The organism is Bacillus sp. FSL K6-0073 (genome assembly GCF_038006085.1).
Lineage (GTDB): Bacteria > Bacillota > Bacilli > Bacillales > Bacillaceae_G > Bacillus_A > Bacillus_A cereus.
This window is the reverse complement of the sequence record NZ_JBBOUN010000001.1, coordinates 3257655-3275115: the sequence shown is the minus strand read 5'-3', so window position 1 is coordinate 3275115 and position 17461 is coordinate 3257655. Positions and strand designations below refer to the sequence as shown.

Here is a 17461-nt window from a genome sequence, read left to right as displayed (position 1 = left end):
ACATAAAGGAGCAAACAAGTCAAATTATTTTGTGTATTCTGTCTTTTTTAATTGTGTAAGAATCATACCGTCAGGAAGTATTGTATCTGATACTGTAATGAATCCGTGTTTTTTATATAAAGTAATAGCAGGGGTATTCGCTTTACCTGTTTGTACAATGTATGTCATTGAAGAGGGAAACATGTTAAATATATAAATTAGGAGTTTCGTTGCGATTCCTTTTTGAAAAAAATCGGGGGATACAACTAACCTGTGGATATCGATTAGTTTTTCTTCTTGTACAAAAGAAATAAAACCGACAAGTTTATTTTCAGAAAAATATCCATAGAATGTTTCAACACAACTTTGAATATCGTTTACAGTATCATATAAACGAGGTATGGCAGTACTATTTAAGTAGTCTGCTTCAACTTTATAAGCTGGAATTTGAACCTGTAAAATGGATGTTGCTACTTCAAAAGAAGTGGAATTTAACTTAAGAATCATAGATAATGAAGCCTCCTTTAAATATGGTATATAAATATAATTGCTTTATGGGTGAGTTTGACAATATTTTTCTTTTTTGCATATAATATATGTATCTCCATATGTAAAATAGTAGTAAATATATTTCTATAGTGAAATATGATTAGCAATGATAAATACATATGTTTGTATTAAATCATACAAACTATAATAGAAATGGAGGGCTAAAAATGGGATGGATTATCACATTTTTAGTTGGTGCTATTATAGGTGCAATTGCTAGTTCTATAACGGGTAAAAATTTCCCAGGTGGTATGTTCGGAAATATTATCGCAGGTTTATTAGGTGCTTCGTTAGGTGGTAGATTATTTGGATCCTTTGGGCCATCATTTGGTGGGATTCATGTCGTGCCAGCATTATTAGGTGCAATCGTGTTAATTTTTATTGTATCATTTGTAGTGAAAGCTGCAAAGAAATAGATATATAGATTATGATGAAGAGCCCTGAATAAGGGCTTTTCATCATTCGAAGAGGTGGTTTCATTGGAGAAAATAAATATAAGAAAAAGAGATAAGTTAAGAAAGTTTTTTAGAGAACAAAATTATTTGGCGGTATTACTTGGATTTGCGTTATTGTTCATTAATATTTTATTGCTAACAAAAATATCATTTGTTTTTACACCGTTTATCGTATTTTTAAAAACAATTTTCTTCCCAGTACTATTAGCAGGCGTACTATTCTATATTTTACATCCATTCGTTTCGCTTTTAGAAAAGAAAGGTGTTTCAAGAATCGTATCGATAGCTTCCATATATTTAATCGTACTAGGATTATTTGTATTTTTAGTTGTAACGGTTATCCCTATTATTAAAGATCAAATTGATGCATTAATTGATAACTTACCGTATTTTGGCCATGAGATTGAACAAGCAGCACGTAGATTCGGGGAAAGTAATTTACTCGGTAAAATTCAGGAGAATTTAAATATTAATGTTGCGAATATGGTAAAAGAATACACAGTTGATTTTACAAAGTCATTATCATCAGTAACTGGGAATGTAACTGGATTTTTGAGTACTATTACAGAGGTTGTTTTAACATTTGTAATGGTTCCATTTATATTGTTCTATCTTTTAAAAGATGGCGAACAATTGCCGAATCACTTCTTAAAGTTTATTTCAGAGCAAAGACAACCAGCAGCAATGAGAATACTAGATGATATGCACTATGCGATTAGCTCGTATATTAGAGGGCAAATTATCGTGAGCTTGTTTATCGGTATTATGTTATTAATCGGTTACCTTATTATCGGTATTAAATATGCTGTACTGCTTGCTATTTTAGCGATGATTGTAAATATCGTTCCGTACGTAGGACCAATTATCGCCATTACACCAGCGTTAATTATCGCATTTATCGACTCGCCAGCAATGGTGTTAAAAGTAATTATTGTTATGATGGTTGTACAATTAGCAGAAGGTAAATTTATTTCTCCACAAGTTATGGGGAAAAAGTTAGACATTCATCCGATTACTATCATTTTTATCATTTTAACTGCCGGAAACTTATTCGGGATTATGGGCATTATTTTAGCCATTCCAGGATATGCGATATTAAAAGTGTTAGTGACGCACGGTTATAGATTTGTTAAGTTGAATACGTGAAAAAAGAGCTAAAACAGTATTATCTGTTTTAGCTCTTTTTTATTAACAATTCATTTGCATATTGGCGCGCCCATTGATCCGCTTCTAATATAGCATCTAGTGAAGGATCTTTTACGTTATGATGAGCTTCAACTGTTTTGTAAATTGTTTTTTCAATATCGAAAAAGACAATTTCATTTTTTAAGAATAGTGCATTCGCAATTTCGTTTGCTGCATTTAATACAGCGGGAGTAGTACCACCGATTTTGCCACATTCATATGCGTATTGTAGGCAAGGGAACTTCTCTAAATCTGGTTTTTCAAAATGTAAACTACCGATTTCTAATAAATTTAATTTTTCATAGGAAGAAGGTAGCCGAGTAGGATAGTGAAACGCATATTGAATCGGCATTCTCATATCAGGAGCACCGAGCTGTGCCATAACTGATCCATCAATAAATTCTACTAAAGAATGAATGATACTTTCTTTATGAATCATTACATCAATTTTTTCATACGGAATATCAAATAGCCATCTCGCTTCCATTACTTCAAACCCTTTATTCATTAATGTGGCAGAATCAATCGTTAGTTTTGCGCCCATTAACCAGTTTGGGTGCTTTAAAGCATCTTTTGCTTGTAAAGTTTTCATTTCTTCACGTGTTTTATCACGGAATGCACCGCCAGAAGCTGTAACAATTAATTTGTCAATTTCTTTATTATTTTCTCCGTTTAAACATTGGAAAATAGCTGAATGTTCGCTATCTACTGGAATTAAGCGACATCCGTTTTGTTGCGCTAGTTCAGTTACGATATGTCCAGCTGCAACTAACGTTTCTTTATTAGCGATGGCAATATCTTTCTTCACCTTTAATGCTTCAATCGTTGGAAGTAGTCCGGAAACTCCGACAACAGAACTTAATACAAGATTTGAATCAGGGTGAGTAGCTACCGCAATTAAGCCATCAGTTCCGTATGTGATTTTTGTATTCGCTGAAATACGCGTACGAAGCGTGTCTGCTAAGTCTTTTGTCGCAACGCTTACAATGCGAGGTTGAAATGTTTTGATTTGTTGCTCAAGAAGATCGATATTATAATTTGCGGTTAAACCGACAATTTTAAAATGTTCAGGATGAGCTGAAACGACATCTAATGCAGATGTGCCGATAGATCCTGTGGAACCTAAAATGGATATATATTTTACCATGAAAAAACCTCCAAAGTTGTTTCGAATATTTCTGCAAACCTATATAACATTAGACAATAGAAGTGGAAATTCCTGCTATATAAAATAGAAAAATCGGGTTTGTTTGGAAGCGAAATGTGATAAACTGTAAAAAATAACGAAAAAGCAATGAAAGAGAAGAGTACATATTCGAAACTTTTCAGAGAGCTGATATGTGGTGAGAATCAGTAAGGGATGAATATGGAATGGGCTCTAGAGCTTCTAACTGAAATGAGTAGGTAAAGACGGTTACTTCACGTTATTGAAGTATGAAGTGAGCTAATGATAGCTAATTAAGGTGGTACCGCGGGAGTCTCTCGTCCTTTTTTTAGGATGAGGGGCTCTTTTTATTTTGAGAAAGGAGGAGTTAGTGTGAGTGAAAAAATAATGTTAACAGGAATTAAGCCGACAGGTTATCCGCATTTAGGAAATTATATTGGTGCGATTAAACCTGCATTACAAATGTCAAAGAATAATGAAGGAAAAGCATTGTACTTTATAGCTGATTATCATGCATTAAATGCTGTGCATGATTCAGAAAAGTTCAGCAGTTATACGAAAGAGGTAGCAGCTACTTGGTTATCACTTGGAATTGGAGAAGATGTTATTTTTTATCGACAAACAGAAGTGCCAGAGATTCTAGAATTAGCTTGGATTTTAGCTTGCCTAACTCCGAAAGGTCTTATGAACCGTGCTCATGCGTATAAAGCGAAGGTGGAGCAAAATAAAGAAGCAGGGTTAGAGGTCGATGCGGGAGTGAATATGGGGTTATACACGTACCCGATTTTAATGGCAGCTGACATATTATTATTTCAAGCTACTCATGTACCAGTTGGAAAAGACCAAATTCAGCATATTGAAATTGCTCGTGATATTGCGACGTATTTTAATCATACATTTGGCACGACATTTACACTTCCGGAGTATGTCATTCAAGAAGAAGGAGCTATTTTACCTGGTCTTGACGGAAGGAAGATGAGTAAAAGTTACGGAAATGTGATCCCATTATTTGCAAAGCAAGAAAAACTACGAAAATTAATATTTAAAATCAAAACAGATTCTTCACTTCCAAATGAACCGAAAGAACTAGAAACCTTATTTACAATTTATAAAGAATTTGCGACAGAAGACGAAGTACAGTCATTACGTGAAAAATATGAGACTGGAATCGGATGGGGCGATGTGAAAAAAGAGTTGTTTCGTGTTGTAGATCGTGAGTTAGCTGGACCTCGTGAGAAATACACTATGTATATGAATGAAACGAATTTATTATATGAAGCGTTGGAAAACGGTGCTGAGAAGGCACGCGCTATTGCGAAGATAAATTTAGCAGAAATTAAAAAACGGATTGGATTTGAGAGGGAACGTTAAGCGTTCCCTTATTTTTTTAGATAATCTGTAATAATCCTCTCAATAACAGAAGGGAGATTACTAGGTAACTCATCAAGCGGAAAGAAGCGTAATTCTTTCGATTCACTTTGATCGCATACAAGTTCACCATGAAATTCTCGGCAAATATAAACAACGAGTACACCGTGTACTTGATCGCCGTTTGGATAGATTTGAAAGAAGTCTGGCCCTGAGTATGTACGGAATAGTTCTGGATTTTTAATAATAAGTCCAGTTTCTTCAAACACTTCTCGTTTTAAAGCATCTTCTAACGTTTCGTTATATTCTAGGGCACCACCAATAATGCCCCAGCGGTTAAAATCTGTACGGAGCTGCAGCAATACTTCATCTTTTTCATTTAATATAATGGCGTGTGATCCTATTAGAATAAGTGGATGATTTCCTACTAGATTTCTCATATCTTCAATATAACCCATGTCATTGCTCCTTGTATTTAATAATAGTTAGGAATTTCTTTTAACATTCTTTCTGTTTTACGTGCTGTAAAGGCTAAGTTATGGTCGTCTTTCGTTCTGAAAAATAATGTGCGTAAAAAGGTTTTAATGTTGGCACATAAAATACAATACTCATTAAGCGAAAGGCGTTTTCTTATTTGAGGAAGCCTTTTTATTTTTTTATGAATAATAGAAATTAACTCGTTTTGAGGAAAATCATGATACAGCATTGCTAGTAATGGCGTAACAATGCGCTCATCTTCGTTATTATGAAAAAGGTCAGATGGAATAAAGATTTTATTTAATAAACAATGAATTAATTCTTCGTACCATTCAAAAGTTGTATACGTATTATGAACAATTTCAGTAAAGGCATCAGATACGTGAGCAAGACAATGAGCCCATCCTTTATTTTCGATATAGCCCCGAAAATCCGTTTCTAAGTTTGTGTATGTAATGAGTTTATTTTTTATTTCTTCGATATCTTCCTCTGTACAAAAGTAGTGCGAATTAGCGAATTGGAGTATTAACGCAATTAACGAAACAGTGTAAGAACGTGTGAAAACCCCATCTGTATGTGGGGAGTAAATGTCACAATATAAATACTCATCACTTAAACAAGTTTGCAGAAGTAATTTCAGCTGATCGTCCATAAGGAATTCATGATGAATGAAATGCGCAAAACATTTATATATAAGTTGGTAACGAACGTAGCTATCAGTCGTTCCGATATACTGGAGCATGTTCAAAGTTAACTCATTTACGTCTATATGCTGTAGTTGCGTATAGTCATTTTGTTGTATAAGCTCTAACTGTTGTTGCAATGCTGTAATATCCACTGGAGAACCTCCTCCGCACTTTAAAGATGCGATCTTTTCTAGTATTCTATATATTCAAGGACAATCCTGCTCATGCAAGGAGAACGATTAGAAATTCGAGTATGATATAGATGAGGGAAGAATATGACGACGATAGAACAGTTAGAAAAATATTTTAAAATAAGAAGAAATGCTTCTTCTATTATGATAAAAGAAAATAATGCAGAGATTTTTACAGAAGAGCAATTAGAGGAAATGATGCAATATTGCGTTGCTGAAGCTAAAAAAGATGGATTAGAAAAACTACATTTTGAAATCTCTTCAAAAAGTCCAAATTATGATGTGTATAAAAAATGTTTTGAAACGTATTCATTTGAATATGTTACGGAAAACATGATTGTATTTAAAGATATATATGAAGTAGAAGATGTAGAAAGTGAAATTGATTTTAAGCTTATTGAAGAAGTTGGAGAAGAGGCTTTTTATTCACTGTGGAATGAAGCGACGGGAGAAACAGTCGTTCATGATCAATTTGTGCATATGATGCTACAAGAAATTGGTGAGCAATGGAAAGAACATTGTTTAACAGCGAGTGTAGGTGAAGAGCCGATAGGAATTGTAATCCCACATATTGAAAGAGGTACGTTAGAAGAAGGGAAACTTATGTACTTCGCAGTTACTCCAAATATGCGTAATAAGGGATATGAAGCTGCATTATTTGCAGGTGCGATGTTTGTCTTAAAGGAAATAGGTGCATCTTATTATATTGGTGAGACAAATATACAAAATGAATGGATGAAGGATGTTTTTGAAAAGAATGGATGTCAGTTGCTGAGTTGTACTGAGCGGTATGTAAGGAAGTTTTAGGATATAATCTGGGACACATTTAGTGAGAACCCTTGTACAAATTTTGAACAAGTAAAAGAACTTTTCGCCTGTTTGTAAGATAAAAAGAAAAATGAGAACGACAAAGTAGATATTTGTATAATACAATAGGGTGAGATTTGATTATATGAGAAAGCGTTGGTGAAAGAATGGGACAGCAAAGAAATTGGTTACAAGCAACTGTAGAAAGAAATAAAGATAATACGTTACAAATAAAGTGGGAAAATAATATAGAAGAAGTTCGTATTTATTGGAGTACTTCACCAGATCATATTGAAGAAAATGGAGAATTACTTGCAACAGTAAATGGGGAATTATCATATACAATTGAAAACCCAAGTGAAAATGAACGTCCATATTTTAGATTAGTAGGAAGTAATGGACAAGCAGTAACAGTAGCCGAGCGTAGATTGCCATTACAAGGTGCGTTTAACTTCCGTGATATGGGAGGATATGAAACGACTGAAGGCCGTAAAGTAAAATGGGGCAAATTATACCGCTCTGAAGAATTAGCAGGGCTAACTGAATGGGATATTGCCTATTTACAAAAGTCTGGTTTAAAGTTAATTTGCGATTACCGTACAGACTTTGAAGTGAAGCATAAGCCGAATCCAGAAATTACGGGTGCTCGTCAAGTGTGCTTACCAGTTATGCAAGACTTAGCGAAAGACTTAAATATAAATGAGTTTTTCCAAGTTGGTGACCTTTCTATGTTAGGAAAACCAGGTGAGTATCTTGTGAAAATGAATCAAGATTTCGTAAGTGGTAACGAGGCATTCGTGAGCTTCTTAAACTTAGCGCAAAACCCGGAAAACTTACCGTTAGTAAACCACTGTACAGCTGGAAAAGATCGTACTGGATTTGGTTCAGCATTATTACTACTTTTACTAGGTGTACCAGAAAAAACAGTAATGGAAGACTACTTACTAAGTAACGGATTCCGTGAAAAGCTAAATGAAAAAATGATGGCCTTTTTAGGTGCGAAATTACAAAACGATGAGAGCAGAGCGATATTAGGTGCAATGTTTGAAGCACGTGCTGAATACTTGCAAGCTGCGATTGGTGAAATTCAAAAGCAATACGGATCAGTTGAAGCATACGCTGAAAAAGCTCTTGGCTTTACGAAAGAGTCGTTAGAGGAAATGAAAGAGTTATTGCTAGAAGATTAATAATGAGAAGGAGGCTGAGCGGATTAGCCTCCTTTTACTATTGTTGCTATAATTTTGTTAATGAGGATGTTGTGCACAGAGGAGAAAATGGATGAAAAGAACTTAAGAATCGGGGGATAAAATGATTCATACACGTGTAAAAGCAGAGGGGTTAAGAGAGAAGCTGGCAACAATACTAAGTCAAGAGTATAAGGAACTAGCTATTCAAGATTTAAAGGTGATTGGAACGGGAGTGCAAAATATTGTTTTTCAAGGAGATTCAGAAAAGGGGTCTTTGGCATTTCGAGTACCGTGGGAAAGAGAAGTGGAAAATATAAATGAAGACTTATTTAACAGTCGGATTTCGTTGCAAAAGGAAGCGGAGCTGTCTAAGTATTGTCATTCAAAAGGTATTCCAGTACCAAGGATACACGGATTGCATCTTTCAACCGAACTTGATTTTTTAATTTCGGATTGTGTGTATGCTGATCATATGCCAATTTCCGCATGCAAAATAGGGGAGTTAGTGAGCAATCTTCATAGTATGCCAATTGATGGTTTGTATTACAAACAAAATATTAGAGAGCCCATTAGTAAGTATATAGCAGAACGAATTGTGAAACGGATAGAAGGGTTTAATACAATCACGAACTGCAAAATTAATCTTCCGGATACAAAAACAATTGAATATATTCTTAGTACAGCAGATCATGTAAAATGTTTATTACATATGGACATTCGACCAGCCAATTTAATCGGGTATAATGGAGAAGTTAAAGCAATAGTTGATTGGGATAATGCTTTAATTGGTCATCCATTGCTGGAGCTTATGAGAATAGCTGAAACAAATGAGGTTAGTTGGGATGAATTTAAAGATGGATATAAGAATGATAGTATCTTTAATGTTACTCCTCATATTGTTAGTTTATTTTATAGACTAGATACAGCAGTCATGCTAGCAAATTTATTTATAGCACATTTGAAAATAAAAGATAAAGGTGTATTCTATAAAGAGCGGGTTAAAGCGCTTCATCGCGACATATATATAAACTTATAAGCAATGAGAACGAAGCTTTTAAAATAGGAATTGAGGAGAACATCATGAAATACAAATTTATATTATTCGACGTAGACGATACATTATTAGATTTCCCTGAAACGGAAAGACACGCATTACATAATGCGTTTGTACAGTTTGGCATGCCTACAGGGTATAATGATCATCTTGCAAGTTATAAAGAGATTAGTAATGGATTATGGAGAGATTTAGAAAATAAAATGATTACGCTAAGTGAATTAGCCGTAGAGCGATTTAGACAATTATTTGCACTTCATAATATAGCCGTAGATGCGCAGCAATTTAGTGATGTATACCTTGAAAATTTAGGGAAGGAAGTACATCTTATAGAAGGCGCAGTACAATTATGTGAAAATCTTCAAGATTGCAAGTTAGGTATTATTACGAATGGATATACGAAGGTGCAACAATCAAGAATCGGAAATTCGCCTTTATGTAATTTCTTTGATCACATTATTATTTCTGAAGAAGTTGGTCATCAAAAACCAGCGCGTGAGATTTTTGATTATGCGTTTGAAAAGTTTGGGATTACTGATAAATCAAGTGTACTAATGGTTGGAGATTCGTTAACTTCTGATATGAAAGGCGGAGAAGATTACGGCATTGATACGTGTTGGTATAATCCGAGTTTGAAAGAAAACGGGACAGATGTTAACCCGACTTATGAAGTGGAGAGTATTCTACAAATTTTAGAAATTGTAGAAGTGGCGGAAGAAAAGGTAGCTTCATTTTAATTGTGCTGATATTTGTCGAAAAATCGATATATTGAAAAAATCGTTGATATATTGTAAGTTGCGATAGATATAGTTGAAAAATCGCTCATGTAAATTCGTATACTAAGATATAGAACAAAAAATAGCGCTACTATACAAGATCATTCACGTGTTATAATACGTGAATTAAATATGCGTATATAAATAGTTTCTCAGAGTGATGCGATGTCATGTATGATTAGTGTAACAACTAGAGGTGAATAAAGGATGTTAACGTTTTTATTTGAGTTAGATAAGAGTATCCCGCAGAAGGATGAGCCACGGTATGATGCTTATTCAAAGGGTTTTATCGAAGGAGATGTAACGATTTGCGCGAGTGACAGCGTATTTTTTCAAAAATCATGTATGAAGGTTGCAGAGCTGGGTATTTATTTAGGTCAGTGGATGGAACAAGTTCAACATGGGCAGAACGTGCCTATGAAATATGAAACGGCTGACCGTGAAGAGGTAATTCTTGGTTTCTTCTATGAAGAGGATCATAATCAATGGAATGTTTCTTCCAGTTGGCAAGAATTTGAAATTCAAGAGCGTATAGCTACTACAACATTAATAGAGAGTGTTCAAAGCTATTTGTATGAGCTAAATAAAGAACTGCGCATGATAGAATATCCTGTGACGTTTGATCAGTACTTAAGAAGAGAGCGAATGATGCAGCTCTCTTACAAACGACCGTGTGATAGCAAAGCAGATACGACGCCGATAGAGGTTTATAATGGAAGTGAGCAAGTAGGCGTAGTACGAGGCTATTATAAAAATATGTTGATGAGAGTGCTGGATTTTATTCCGAAAATTGGTAGTAATATTATTTATGAAATAAAGGATAGTAAGGACAATATTCGCGTCATTGCAAAGGATGTAAGTAGACAGCGCCAAAGAAGGATTTTAGTAACGTACATCGATAATCATGATGCAGAGCATGAAATACTTGTATGTGACGGAAAGTTATTGGATGCAAATTTCTTATTTACCTTTACATATAGGGCAGAAGAATATGTTGTTCATAAAACTTCATTTGGAATGGGAAAGTTATTACGAAAAGGCTATGTAATTGCAGATTGGAATATTCGTCTTGAGGAAGATATGTATTACATTGAGATGAATGTATATGATGAAGATTACATGCAGGATCAATACTTACTATTAGGCGTATTTCATGCGATTTTATATGGATAATCAATGAGAAATACCGTCATTCTTCTTGGAAAGAATGACGGTATTTTTTTATGTGATTCTTGTGACTGGACGCCTTTAATCAATCCTCAAAAATAAAAATCTCATCAATCTTACTATGTAGTGCCTTCGCTATATCGTGAGCAAGTTGTAAGGAAGGATTGTATTTACCTTTTTCGAGATGACTAATTGTTTCACGTCGCACACCAACGCTCTTTGCTAAATCTTCTTGTGTCATGTTCAATTTGGCGCGGTATTCTTTTATCCTCGTTACGAACGCCATGGTGCATCTTCCATTTCATCAACAGGTTTATCATAAAAGAACATAGAAAAACCGAACGTAAGAATGAGTGTGCCGAAAATAAGAGCGATATCAATTTCTTGTAGCGCCGGGTTTGGAAATAACATTTCAATGAACATAATGATAGCGGTAGTTAGTAACGTAAAGATAAAAGCATTACGGCACGATTTATTAACGATTTGTTCAAACAGTTCATCGTGTTGAACCGTTCTATACGATGTGAAAAAGGAGAAGAAACAGAACATAGTAAACAATCCTTTTTCATAAAAAAATCCGAGGAAACCGAAGAAACCGAGAAATCCTAAATATTTTATCCAAGTTGTTTTCATGATAGGTCCTCCTTGTGTTGTTAGAAATAAGTCACGTTATGTTATAAATATATCACAATTGGATAGGAATGGTAATAATAGTTTTCCAGTTTGCTTCATAATAATAGTAAAAAGAGGAAATATGCTGCGAAATAAAGAGGATAATATTGTAAAATGGTTGTAAGGAGGGGGAGGAAGAAATGCTAACTTGGATCATGATCGTTGTATTACTTGTAGTGATTACTGTCATTGCGACGGTTTTAATTGGGCGGAATGGTGATGCAAATTATAGCAAAGCGACAAAGGGGAATATTAAACGCTTAACAATGATTTATATTATACTAGCTGTCGTTTTAGTTGTTGGATTAGGGGTGTATATTTATTTTAAAGGTTAAATAAACTGAAAAATGTAAAAATCTTAAAATAGAAGTATGCTATAATATCAATATAGTTATTTGGTAATTAAGGAAAGGATTGGATGGAATGATTGAAATTACGAATGTGTCAAAAAGTTATAATGGGTCTACCTATGCAGTAAAAGACTTAAGTTTATCTGTGCCTAGCGGCGAAATCTTTGGATTTTTAGGACCGAATGGTGCGGGTAAATCAACGACAATTAAGATGATTACTGGTATTCACGGGGTAGACAAAGGGACTATTACGATTAACGGAAAAAATATTATGGAAGAGCCGATGGAAGCGAAGAAGACGTTTGGTTATGTACCAGATAGTCCAGATATGTTTTTACGTTTAAAAGGAATTGAATATTTAAACTTTATGGCTGATATGTATGAAGTGCCGAAAGAAGTACGACAAGAACGAATAGAGTCTTTAGCGAAGAAGTTTGATCTTTATAATGCATTATCTGATCAAATTCAAAGTTATTCGCACGGTATGAGACAAAAAATCGTTATTATTGGTGTGCTCGTACATGAGCCAGATGTATGGATTTTAGATGAACCATTAACTGGGCTTGATCCAAAATCTGCATATATTTTAAAAGAAATGATGAGAGAGCATGCGGATAAAGGAAAGATTGTATTTTTCTCTACACACGTATTAGAAGTAGCGGAAAAAATATGTGACCGGGTTGCTATTATTAATAAGGGGAATTTGCAGTTTAAAGGAAATTTAGATGAGATGAGAGATCATTTTAAATCCAATGAATCACTTGAAAAAATGTTCTTGGAGATGACGGGAAATGAGTAAAATTTGGACGTTAACGAAGGTACTATTAAAGTTAAATTATGCAGATTTTATAACAGATAAGAAGAAGCGATGGGCGTATTTATTTTCATTTGCAGCTATTTTATTTGTTGGCTTTTTAATATTTGGTTCGATGACGCACGGAATGTATGAAGGTCTGAAACAATTAGGGCAAGGGCCGGGAATGATTATTGCAATGGGACTTGCGATTGCTAGTATATGGGTATTTTTAATGAGTATCACGAACATTTTAACTGTATTTTACTATAGTAATGACATTGAAATGTTATTGCCGTTACCATTAAAACCAGCGCAAATTATTTCGGCAAAATTTTTAACGGTATTAATTACACAATACGTAATGAGTTCATTCATTTTATTACCAATCTTCATTACGTACGGTTTAAAAAGTGGCGCATTTATTACATATTACATATATATGATTTTTATTTACTTACTCTTCCCAATCGTGCCGTTAGTATTAGCTTCGTTACTGATGACAATTATTATGAGGTATACAAATATAGCGAAAAATAAAGATCGAGGAAATATATTTATTGGAATCGTAAGTATATTATTTATTGTAGGAATTAACGTATTTATGCAGTGGAGAAATAAAAGTGCGTTTTCTGGAGACGGGGCTGCGGAATACCTTGTAAATAATCAATCTTCTCTTTTAGTACAAATGACAAATTATTTTCCAACTACATATTTTGGAGCAGTGGCATTAGTAGAAAATGCAAATTGGAAAGGTCCTTTATATGTAATAATCTTTGCAGTTATTTCATTTGTCTTCTTTGTGTTGTTTTATTACATTGCAGAGCGTACATATTTAAAAGGAGTTATTGGACTTTCAACGAGTACAGCAAAGAAACAAGTTATTTCGGCGGAAGGTTTACAGAAATCAACAGTGCAAAGTTCTCATTTAAAAGCGTATGTGAAAAAAGAATTTAAAACGTTATTCCGTACACCACAATTTTTCTTAAATTGCATTGTACAAACTTTCGTTATGCCAATTATGTTGTTCTTTATTTTATTTGTGCAAGATGGGAATTTAAAGTTTATTACAGAGTATATTAACAATCCAGAGACAACGGGATTTGCAATTGGTGTTGGCCTTTGTGCATCGTTATTTTTAATGGGTAGTAACGTCATTGCAACAACGTCATTTTCGCGAGATGGAAGCTCTTGGTTTGTGAATCGTTATTTACCAGTAAAGGCTTCGGATATCTTTTTTGCGAAAGCAATCACTGCTTGGTTAATTAATGTGATCATTTTAGCAGTATTCGGTATTACGATGGCAGTTGTAGCTGGGATTTCTCCAGTCTTTATGATACTGTGGTTTTTACTAAGTGCGAACGGGTTGTTATTAATTAATTTAATCGGAACACGCTGGGACGCACAAACTGCAGATATTCATTGGGATACAGAGCAGAAATTATTTAAAAGTCGATATACAACTTTGTGGAATTTTTTGGCTAATATTTTAATAGCTTTAATTATTGTGGGGGGAGTAAGTGTATTATACTTCTTCCTTCAAGTAGGACTTTGGATTATGTTTATCGTTTTATTTGTAATGTTTACAATTGTAAATTATATCTTTATTAAAATGTTAAAATTAGGTGCTGAACGTATACTGTCAAATATTCAATAAGAAGATAGATCCTCTGCATTCATGCAGGGGATCTGTGTATAGATGGAGGAGAAAAAGGTGAAGAAAATAGCAATTGTAACAGGGGCAACTCGTCTGAATGGAATTGGTGCAGCTGTATGCAAGGTGCTTGCTCAAAAGGGGATAGACATTTTTTTCACGTACTGGCCAAAGTATGATAAAGCGATGCCATGGGGAATGAGTGATCAAGAACCCTTTTTGCTGAAAAAGGAAATTGAAAGTTACGATGTTCGATGTGAAATGGCAAAAATCAATTTATCGCAGTCTTATTCGCCAAATCGTTTGTTTTATATGGTATCAGAACGGTTAGGTGATCCATCTATTCTAGTTAATAATGCAGTATATTCTACTCATACGAGGATTGAGGAATTAGATGTAGAGCAGTTGGATAAACATTATACAGTTAATGTTCGGGCTACTATGCTATTAAGTTCATTGTTTATAAAACATTATTCACTTAAAACGGGCGGGAGTATTATTAATCTTACTTCAGGACAGTCAGTAGGCCCAATGCCAGATGAACTAGCATATGCAGCAACGAAAGGGGCAATCGAAGCATTTACAAAGTCAGTAGCACCAGTTGCAATGGAGAAGGGGATTACAGTGAATGCTGTAGATCCAGGACCGACGAATACAGGATGGATTACAGAGGAGCTGAAGCATCATTTAGTATGGAAATTCCCGCAAGGTAAAGTAGGAGAACCGGTGGATGCTGCGCGCTTAATTTCTTTTTTAGTAAGTGAAGAAGCGAAATGGGTTACTGGGCAAGTCATTCACTCGAATGGTGGTTATTCATAAAAATATTATGTTAACAAATGTTGAGAAACAAAAAACGAAAGAAAATTTTATTTTTTTGTATAAATAAAATGTCAAGAAAGATAAAAATTTGATAGAAGAGTATATTGTCATATGAAGATAGTAATTCTTAATGTGACAATATACTCTTTTTCTTTTACTTGCGAGCAGAAAAATGAAGTAGAAGAAACTCGAATATTAAAATGAGTTTATCAGTTTTTGTACGTATTATTATGAAGATTACTGTCGGAAAGATGATAATTCGTATGAAAAGGGATTTTTTAAGGGGGAATCGAATCGTAAAGGGGAGGATAAATTATGTAAAACATAGGGGGATTTATATGAAAATGAAAAAGGTCGCTATCGCATCGATTACAATTGGTACAATGCTTACTATGGCAGCTTGTAGTCCTTCAGTAGATAAAGAAACGGAAAAGAAAGAGCAAGTAACTGCGCAAAATGATGGAGAAGCAAAAACGACAAGTGCAGATGAAGCGTCAAAAACAACGAAAGATACTGAAAAAGAAACAAATACTTCTTCAAATGAAAAAACAGATAAGGATGCAAAAAATACGAAAGAATCATCAGGAACAGAAAGTAACGGCAAAACGTCAACTCAAAACGAAAATGTAAAAACAAAAGAAAAAGAAACGACAGGAAAAACGAATGATCAAACGACTAGCGGGAAAACAGCAGATCCAAGCACAAGTACAAGCACAAACAATAACGGAAAGACAACGAAAGATCCGAAGAAAAGTGTTGCTGTGAAAACGAACGTTAAAGAAGTTGTAGCATTAATTGATAGCTTGGACAAGCAGTTAGCTGCTAATCCAAAATTGGAAACAGTGAATAAGCTTGGCAAACAAATTAATGAAAAGTGGGATGTGATTGAAAAAGAGCTAGAAGCATCACATCCGACGGATTCTAAAACAATCGGTCAAAGTATGTATCCGTTAATTGTAGGAGCGGAGAAAGAAAAAATCGATATTAATAAAATGAAATCATTAACGACGAAAACGAAAAAAGATTTAAATCAGTTATTGACGAAACTTTCATAGTTTCAAAAGCCTACTCGTGTGAGTAGGCTTTTTTTAGGTTGTTGTAATGTGCACAGTATAACTTATTTATTTTCATTTTCATTTTCAATTACGATGCGAAAGGAACTGAATGCTTGTTGACTGATATAATCTTCTTCGCTAACTTTAAAAGGAAATGGAAAAGCGACGAGTTGAAAATTACTTTCCTGATCCACTAAAGGCAATGTGAAATTAAAGATTTGTCTCGTTTCAGGTGCAAGCTTAGTATAAACAACTTTTCTATTGTTAAATATTTCAACTTGTTTCCAATCTTTAAAAGCCACGATTGCGTAAGTCATTTCATCATTTGTTTCATTACCGTTTGATAGAATTAATTGCTTGCCTTCCTTTTCAAAGAAGACAGTTTGTAAATTCTCTTCACGGTTCGTAACAAATAATGGTTCGTAAAGACCATCTTTTAAAATAGCATCTGGATCTATAAGGGAGAGTTTTATTTTTTCGCTTTCTTTCTGAAGAGGATGCATTGAATATCGCATACTTAGAATATCTTCTAAAATAGCTGCTTTATTTAAGTTATTATCTTTTAATTTGTATTCAGGTTTTTTTATTATTAAAAAGGTTAATTCACTTGCATTAGGAGAAGTGTGTAAAGAGATTTTCGTAGTAATTGAACTGTTTGGTTTCATATCAAAAAAATAGTGTAATATTTCATTAGTAGTATCTTCTATTTTAAAAGGTTTTTGTTCGTAATCTTCTAGAACAATTAATCCATATTTTCGGTTTTCATTAATAGTATGTACGAATGATAATGTTACATTAATTTTATTATCCTCACTAGTAATTGTACTACCATTGTTAATATGTTGGCCTTGATTATCCTTCAATCCGTAAGAAATAGTATTGGTTTGTTGCTCTCGTTTATTTTCTATGGAAGGTGGATGAGGTTGTATGATTGAAGTATTGAACAAAATATAAATTGTAAGTAATGAAATAAGTAAAACACCGCTAATAATATATATTTGTTTCATAAATAGCACCTCAATATATGTAAAATATTAGAGAAAAAAGATATGCAAGATGCATATCTTTTTTC

At 34.0% G+C, this 17461-nt stretch carries 20 protein-coding genes and 1 other annotated feature; of the genes, 13 read left to right on the top strand and 7 right to left on the bottom strand.

Annotated features, from left to right (window positions below; all coding sequences use genetic code 11):
* Positions 1-24: 24 nt before the first annotated feature.
* The gene (locus MHB52_RS17055) at positions 25-486 is read right to left on the bottom strand and encodes a GNAT family N-acetyltransferase (RefSeq protein ID WP_000601232.1); all 462 of its coding nucleotides are present in this window, start codon (positions 484-486) and stop codon (positions 25-27) included.
* Positions 487-695: 209 nt separating this feature from the next.
* Here MHB52_RS17055 and MHB52_RS17050 point away from each other — a divergent pair, with 209 nt between their 5' ends.
* Both MHB52_RS17050 and MHB52_RS17045 read left to right on the top strand, forming a co-directional pair.
* Positions 696-944, top strand: a complete 249-nt coding sequence (locus MHB52_RS17050; protein WP_000539714.1) for a GlsB/YeaQ/YmgE family stress response membrane protein — start codon at positions 696-698, stop codon at positions 942-944.
* A 63-nt stretch (positions 945-1007) separates the two neighbouring features.
* Positions 1008-2129 (top strand): AI-2E family transporter, encoded by a 1122-nt coding sequence (locus MHB52_RS17045; RefSeq protein WP_000411483.1) that lies wholly within the window; start codon positions 1008-1010, stop codon positions 2127-2129.
* A 28-nt stretch (positions 2130-2157) separates the two neighbouring features.
* On the opposite strand, the gene MHB52_RS17040 is transcribed toward MHB52_RS17045, so the two are convergent.
* Positions 2158-3315, bottom strand: coding sequence for a 1-deoxy-D-xylulose-5-phosphate reductoisomerase (locus MHB52_RS17040; RefSeq protein WP_000241797.1), 1158 nt, complete (start codon positions 3313-3315; stop codon positions 2158-2160).
* Between the two features lie 138 nt (positions 3316-3453).
* Positions 3454-3661 (top strand) — a binding site (T-box leader).
* A 44-nt stretch (positions 3662-3705) separates the two neighbouring features.
* Here MHB52_RS17040 and MHB52_RS17035 point away from each other — a divergent pair.
* Positions 3706-4704, top strand: coding sequence for a tryptophan--tRNA ligase (locus MHB52_RS17035; RefSeq protein ID WP_061663335.1), 999 nt, complete (start codon positions 3706-3708; stop codon positions 4702-4704).
* An 8-nt stretch (positions 4705-4712) separates the two neighbouring features.
* Here the strand turns inward: MHB52_RS17035 and MHB52_RS17030 are convergent, their stop codons facing one another.
* Positions 4713-5159 carry an NUDIX hydrolase gene (locus tag MHB52_RS17030; protein WP_000540458.1) on the bottom strand — a complete coding sequence of 149 codons (447 nt, stop codon included), beginning with the start codon at positions 5157-5159 and terminating at the stop codon, positions 4713-4715.
* A gap of 17 nt (positions 5160-5176) precedes the next feature.
* Positions 5177-6016: a DUF2785 domain-containing protein gene (locus MHB52_RS17025; RefSeq protein ID WP_000355452.1), complete on the bottom strand. Its 840-nt coding sequence runs from the start codon at positions 6014-6016 to the stop codon at positions 5177-5179.
* A 123-nt stretch (positions 6017-6139) separates the two neighbouring features.
* Between MHB52_RS17025 and MHB52_RS17020 the strand changes: the two genes are divergently transcribed.
* The 5 genes from MHB52_RS17020 (at position 6140) to MHB52_RS17000 (ending at position 11052) form a co-directional block, all read left to right on the top strand.
* Positions 6140-6862, top strand: a complete 723-nt coding sequence (locus MHB52_RS17020; RefSeq protein ID WP_016118322.1) for a GNAT family N-acetyltransferase — start codon at positions 6140-6142, stop codon at positions 6860-6862.
* Between the two features lie 167 nt (positions 6863-7029).
* Positions 7030-8049: a tyrosine-protein phosphatase gene (locus tag MHB52_RS17015; RefSeq protein WP_000531496.1), complete on the top strand. Its 1020-nt coding sequence runs from the start codon at positions 7030-7032 to the stop codon at positions 8047-8049.
* A 121-nt stretch (positions 8050-8170) separates the two neighbouring features.
* The gene (locus tag MHB52_RS17010; RefSeq protein WP_000582027.1) at positions 8171-9085 is read left to right on the top strand and encodes a phosphotransferase family protein; all 915 of its coding nucleotides are present in this window, start codon (positions 8171-8173) and stop codon (positions 9083-9085) included.
* A gap of 44 nt (positions 9086-9129) precedes the next feature.
* A complete protein-coding gene (locus tag MHB52_RS17005) occupies positions 9130-9840 on the top strand; it encodes a YjjG family noncanonical pyrimidine nucleotidase (protein ID WP_000875415.1) in 711 nt (236 codons plus the stop codon).
* 246 nt (positions 9841-10086) lie between these two features.
* Positions 10087-11052: a tubby C-terminal domain-like protein gene (locus MHB52_RS17000; protein WP_016118320.1), complete on the top strand. Its 966-nt coding sequence runs from the start codon at positions 10087-10089 to the stop codon at positions 11050-11052.
* A 79-nt stretch (positions 11053-11131) separates the two neighbouring features.
* Here the strand turns inward: MHB52_RS17000 and MHB52_RS16995 are convergent, their stop codons facing one another.
* Both MHB52_RS16995 and MHB52_RS16990 read right to left on the bottom strand, forming a co-directional pair.
* Positions 11132-11332, bottom strand: a complete 201-nt coding sequence (locus MHB52_RS16995) for a helix-turn-helix transcriptional regulator (RefSeq protein WP_000896322.1) — start codon at positions 11330-11332, stop codon at positions 11132-11134.
* Complete coding sequence (locus MHB52_RS16990) at positions 11320-11679, bottom strand: DUF3796 domain-containing protein (protein WP_000859205.1); 360 nt, start codon at positions 11677-11679, stop codon at positions 11320-11322. The genes MHB52_RS16995 and MHB52_RS16990 overlap by 13 nt, the downstream gene beginning before the upstream one ends.
* Before the next feature lie 179 nt (positions 11680-11858).
* On the opposite strand from MHB52_RS16990, the gene MHB52_RS16985 reads away from it, so the two are divergent.
* From MHB52_RS16985 to MHB52_RS16965, 5 genes are all read left to right on the top strand, one after another.
* Positions 11859-12053, top strand: coding sequence for a hypothetical protein (locus MHB52_RS16985; RefSeq protein WP_000958863.1), 195 nt, complete (start codon positions 11859-11861; stop codon positions 12051-12053).
* Positions 12054-12141: 88 nt separating this feature from the next.
* The gene (locus MHB52_RS16980) at positions 12142-12867 is read left to right on the top strand and encodes an ABC transporter ATP-binding protein (protein ID WP_000570204.1); all 726 of its coding nucleotides are present in this window, start codon (positions 12142-12144) and stop codon (positions 12865-12867) included.
* Complete coding sequence (locus MHB52_RS16975; RefSeq protein ID WP_061663337.1) at positions 12860-14518, top strand: putative ABC transporter permease subunit; 1659 nt, start codon at positions 12860-12862, stop codon at positions 14516-14518. Before MHB52_RS16980 ends, MHB52_RS16975 begins: the two co-directional genes overlap by 8 nt.
* 57 nt (positions 14519-14575) lie before the next feature.
* Positions 14576-15334 carry an SDR family oxidoreductase gene (locus MHB52_RS16970; RefSeq protein WP_061663363.1) on the top strand — a complete coding sequence of 253 codons (759 nt, stop codon included), beginning with the start codon at positions 14576-14578 and terminating at the stop codon, positions 15332-15334.
* Positions 15335-15672: 338 nt separating this feature from the next.
* Complete coding sequence (locus MHB52_RS16965) at positions 15673-16389, top strand: hypothetical protein (RefSeq protein WP_000782565.1); 717 nt, start codon at positions 15673-15675, stop codon at positions 16387-16389.
* A gap of 62 nt (positions 16390-16451) precedes the next feature.
* Here MHB52_RS16965 and MHB52_RS16960 read toward each other — a convergent pair whose 3' ends face one another.
* Positions 16452-17396 (bottom strand): hypothetical protein, encoded by a 945-nt coding sequence (locus MHB52_RS16960; RefSeq protein ID WP_061663339.1) that lies wholly within the window; start codon positions 17394-17396, stop codon positions 16452-16454.
* Between the last annotated feature and the right edge of the window lie 65 nt (positions 17397-17461).

What these genes read in the sequence shown, in the direction of transcription:
- MHB52_RS16990 (WP_000859205.1), bottom strand. Translation starts at nt 11,679, where the DNA reads ATGAAAACAACTTGGATAAAATATTTAGGATTTCTCGGTTTCTTCGGT.
- MHB52_RS16960 (WP_061663339.1), bottom strand. Translation starts at nt 17,396, where the DNA reads ATGAAACAAATATATATTATTAGCGGTGTTTTACTTATTTCATTACTT.
- MHB52_RS16980 (WP_000570204.1), top strand. Translation starts at nt 12,142, where the DNA reads ATGATTGAAATTACGAATGTGTCAAAAAGTTATAATGGGTCTACCTAT.
- MHB52_RS17000 (WP_016118320.1), top strand. Translation starts at nt 10,087, where the DNA reads ATGTTAACGTTTTTATTTGAGTTAGATAAGAGTATCCCGCAGAAGGAT.
- MHB52_RS16965 (WP_000782565.1), top strand. Translation starts at nt 15,673, where the DNA reads ATGAAAATGAAAAAGGTCGCTATCGCATCGATTACAATTGGTACAATG.
- MHB52_RS16985 (WP_000958863.1), top strand. Translation starts at nt 11,859, where the DNA reads ATGCTAACTTGGATCATGATCGTTGTATTACTTGTAGTGATTACTGTC.
- MHB52_RS17030 (WP_000540458.1), bottom strand. Translation starts at nt 5,159, where the DNA reads ATGGGTTATATTGAAGATATGAGAAATCTAGTAGGAAATCATCCACTT.
- MHB52_RS17055 (WP_000601232.1), bottom strand. Translation starts at nt 486, where the DNA reads ATGATTCTTAAGTTAAATTCCACTTCTTTTGAAGTAGCAACATCCATT.
- MHB52_RS17015 (WP_000531496.1), top strand. Translation starts at nt 7,030, where the DNA reads ATGGGACAGCAAAGAAATTGGTTACAAGCAACTGTAGAAAGAAATAAA.
- MHB52_RS17020 (WP_016118322.1), top strand. Translation starts at nt 6,140, where the DNA reads ATGACGACGATAGAACAGTTAGAAAAATATTTTAAAATAAGAAGAAAT.
- MHB52_RS16995 (WP_000896322.1), bottom strand. Translation starts at nt 11,332, where the DNA reads ATGGCGTTCGTAACGAGGATAAAAGAATACCGCGCCAAATTGAACATG.
- MHB52_RS17040 (WP_000241797.1), bottom strand. Translation starts at nt 3,315, where the DNA reads ATGGTAAAATATATATCCATTTTAGGTTCCACAGGATCTATCGGCACA.
- MHB52_RS17005 (WP_000875415.1), top strand. Translation starts at nt 9,130, where the DNA reads ATGAAATACAAATTTATATTATTCGACGTAGACGATACATTATTAGAT.
- MHB52_RS17010 (WP_000582027.1), top strand. Translation starts at nt 8,171, where the DNA reads ATGATTCATACACGTGTAAAAGCAGAGGGGTTAAGAGAGAAGCTGGCA.
- MHB52_RS16975 (WP_061663337.1), top strand. Translation starts at nt 12,860, where the DNA reads ATGAGTAAAATTTGGACGTTAACGAAGGTACTATTAAAGTTAAATTAT.
- MHB52_RS17050 (WP_000539714.1), top strand. Translation starts at nt 696, where the DNA reads ATGGGATGGATTATCACATTTTTAGTTGGTGCTATTATAGGTGCAATT.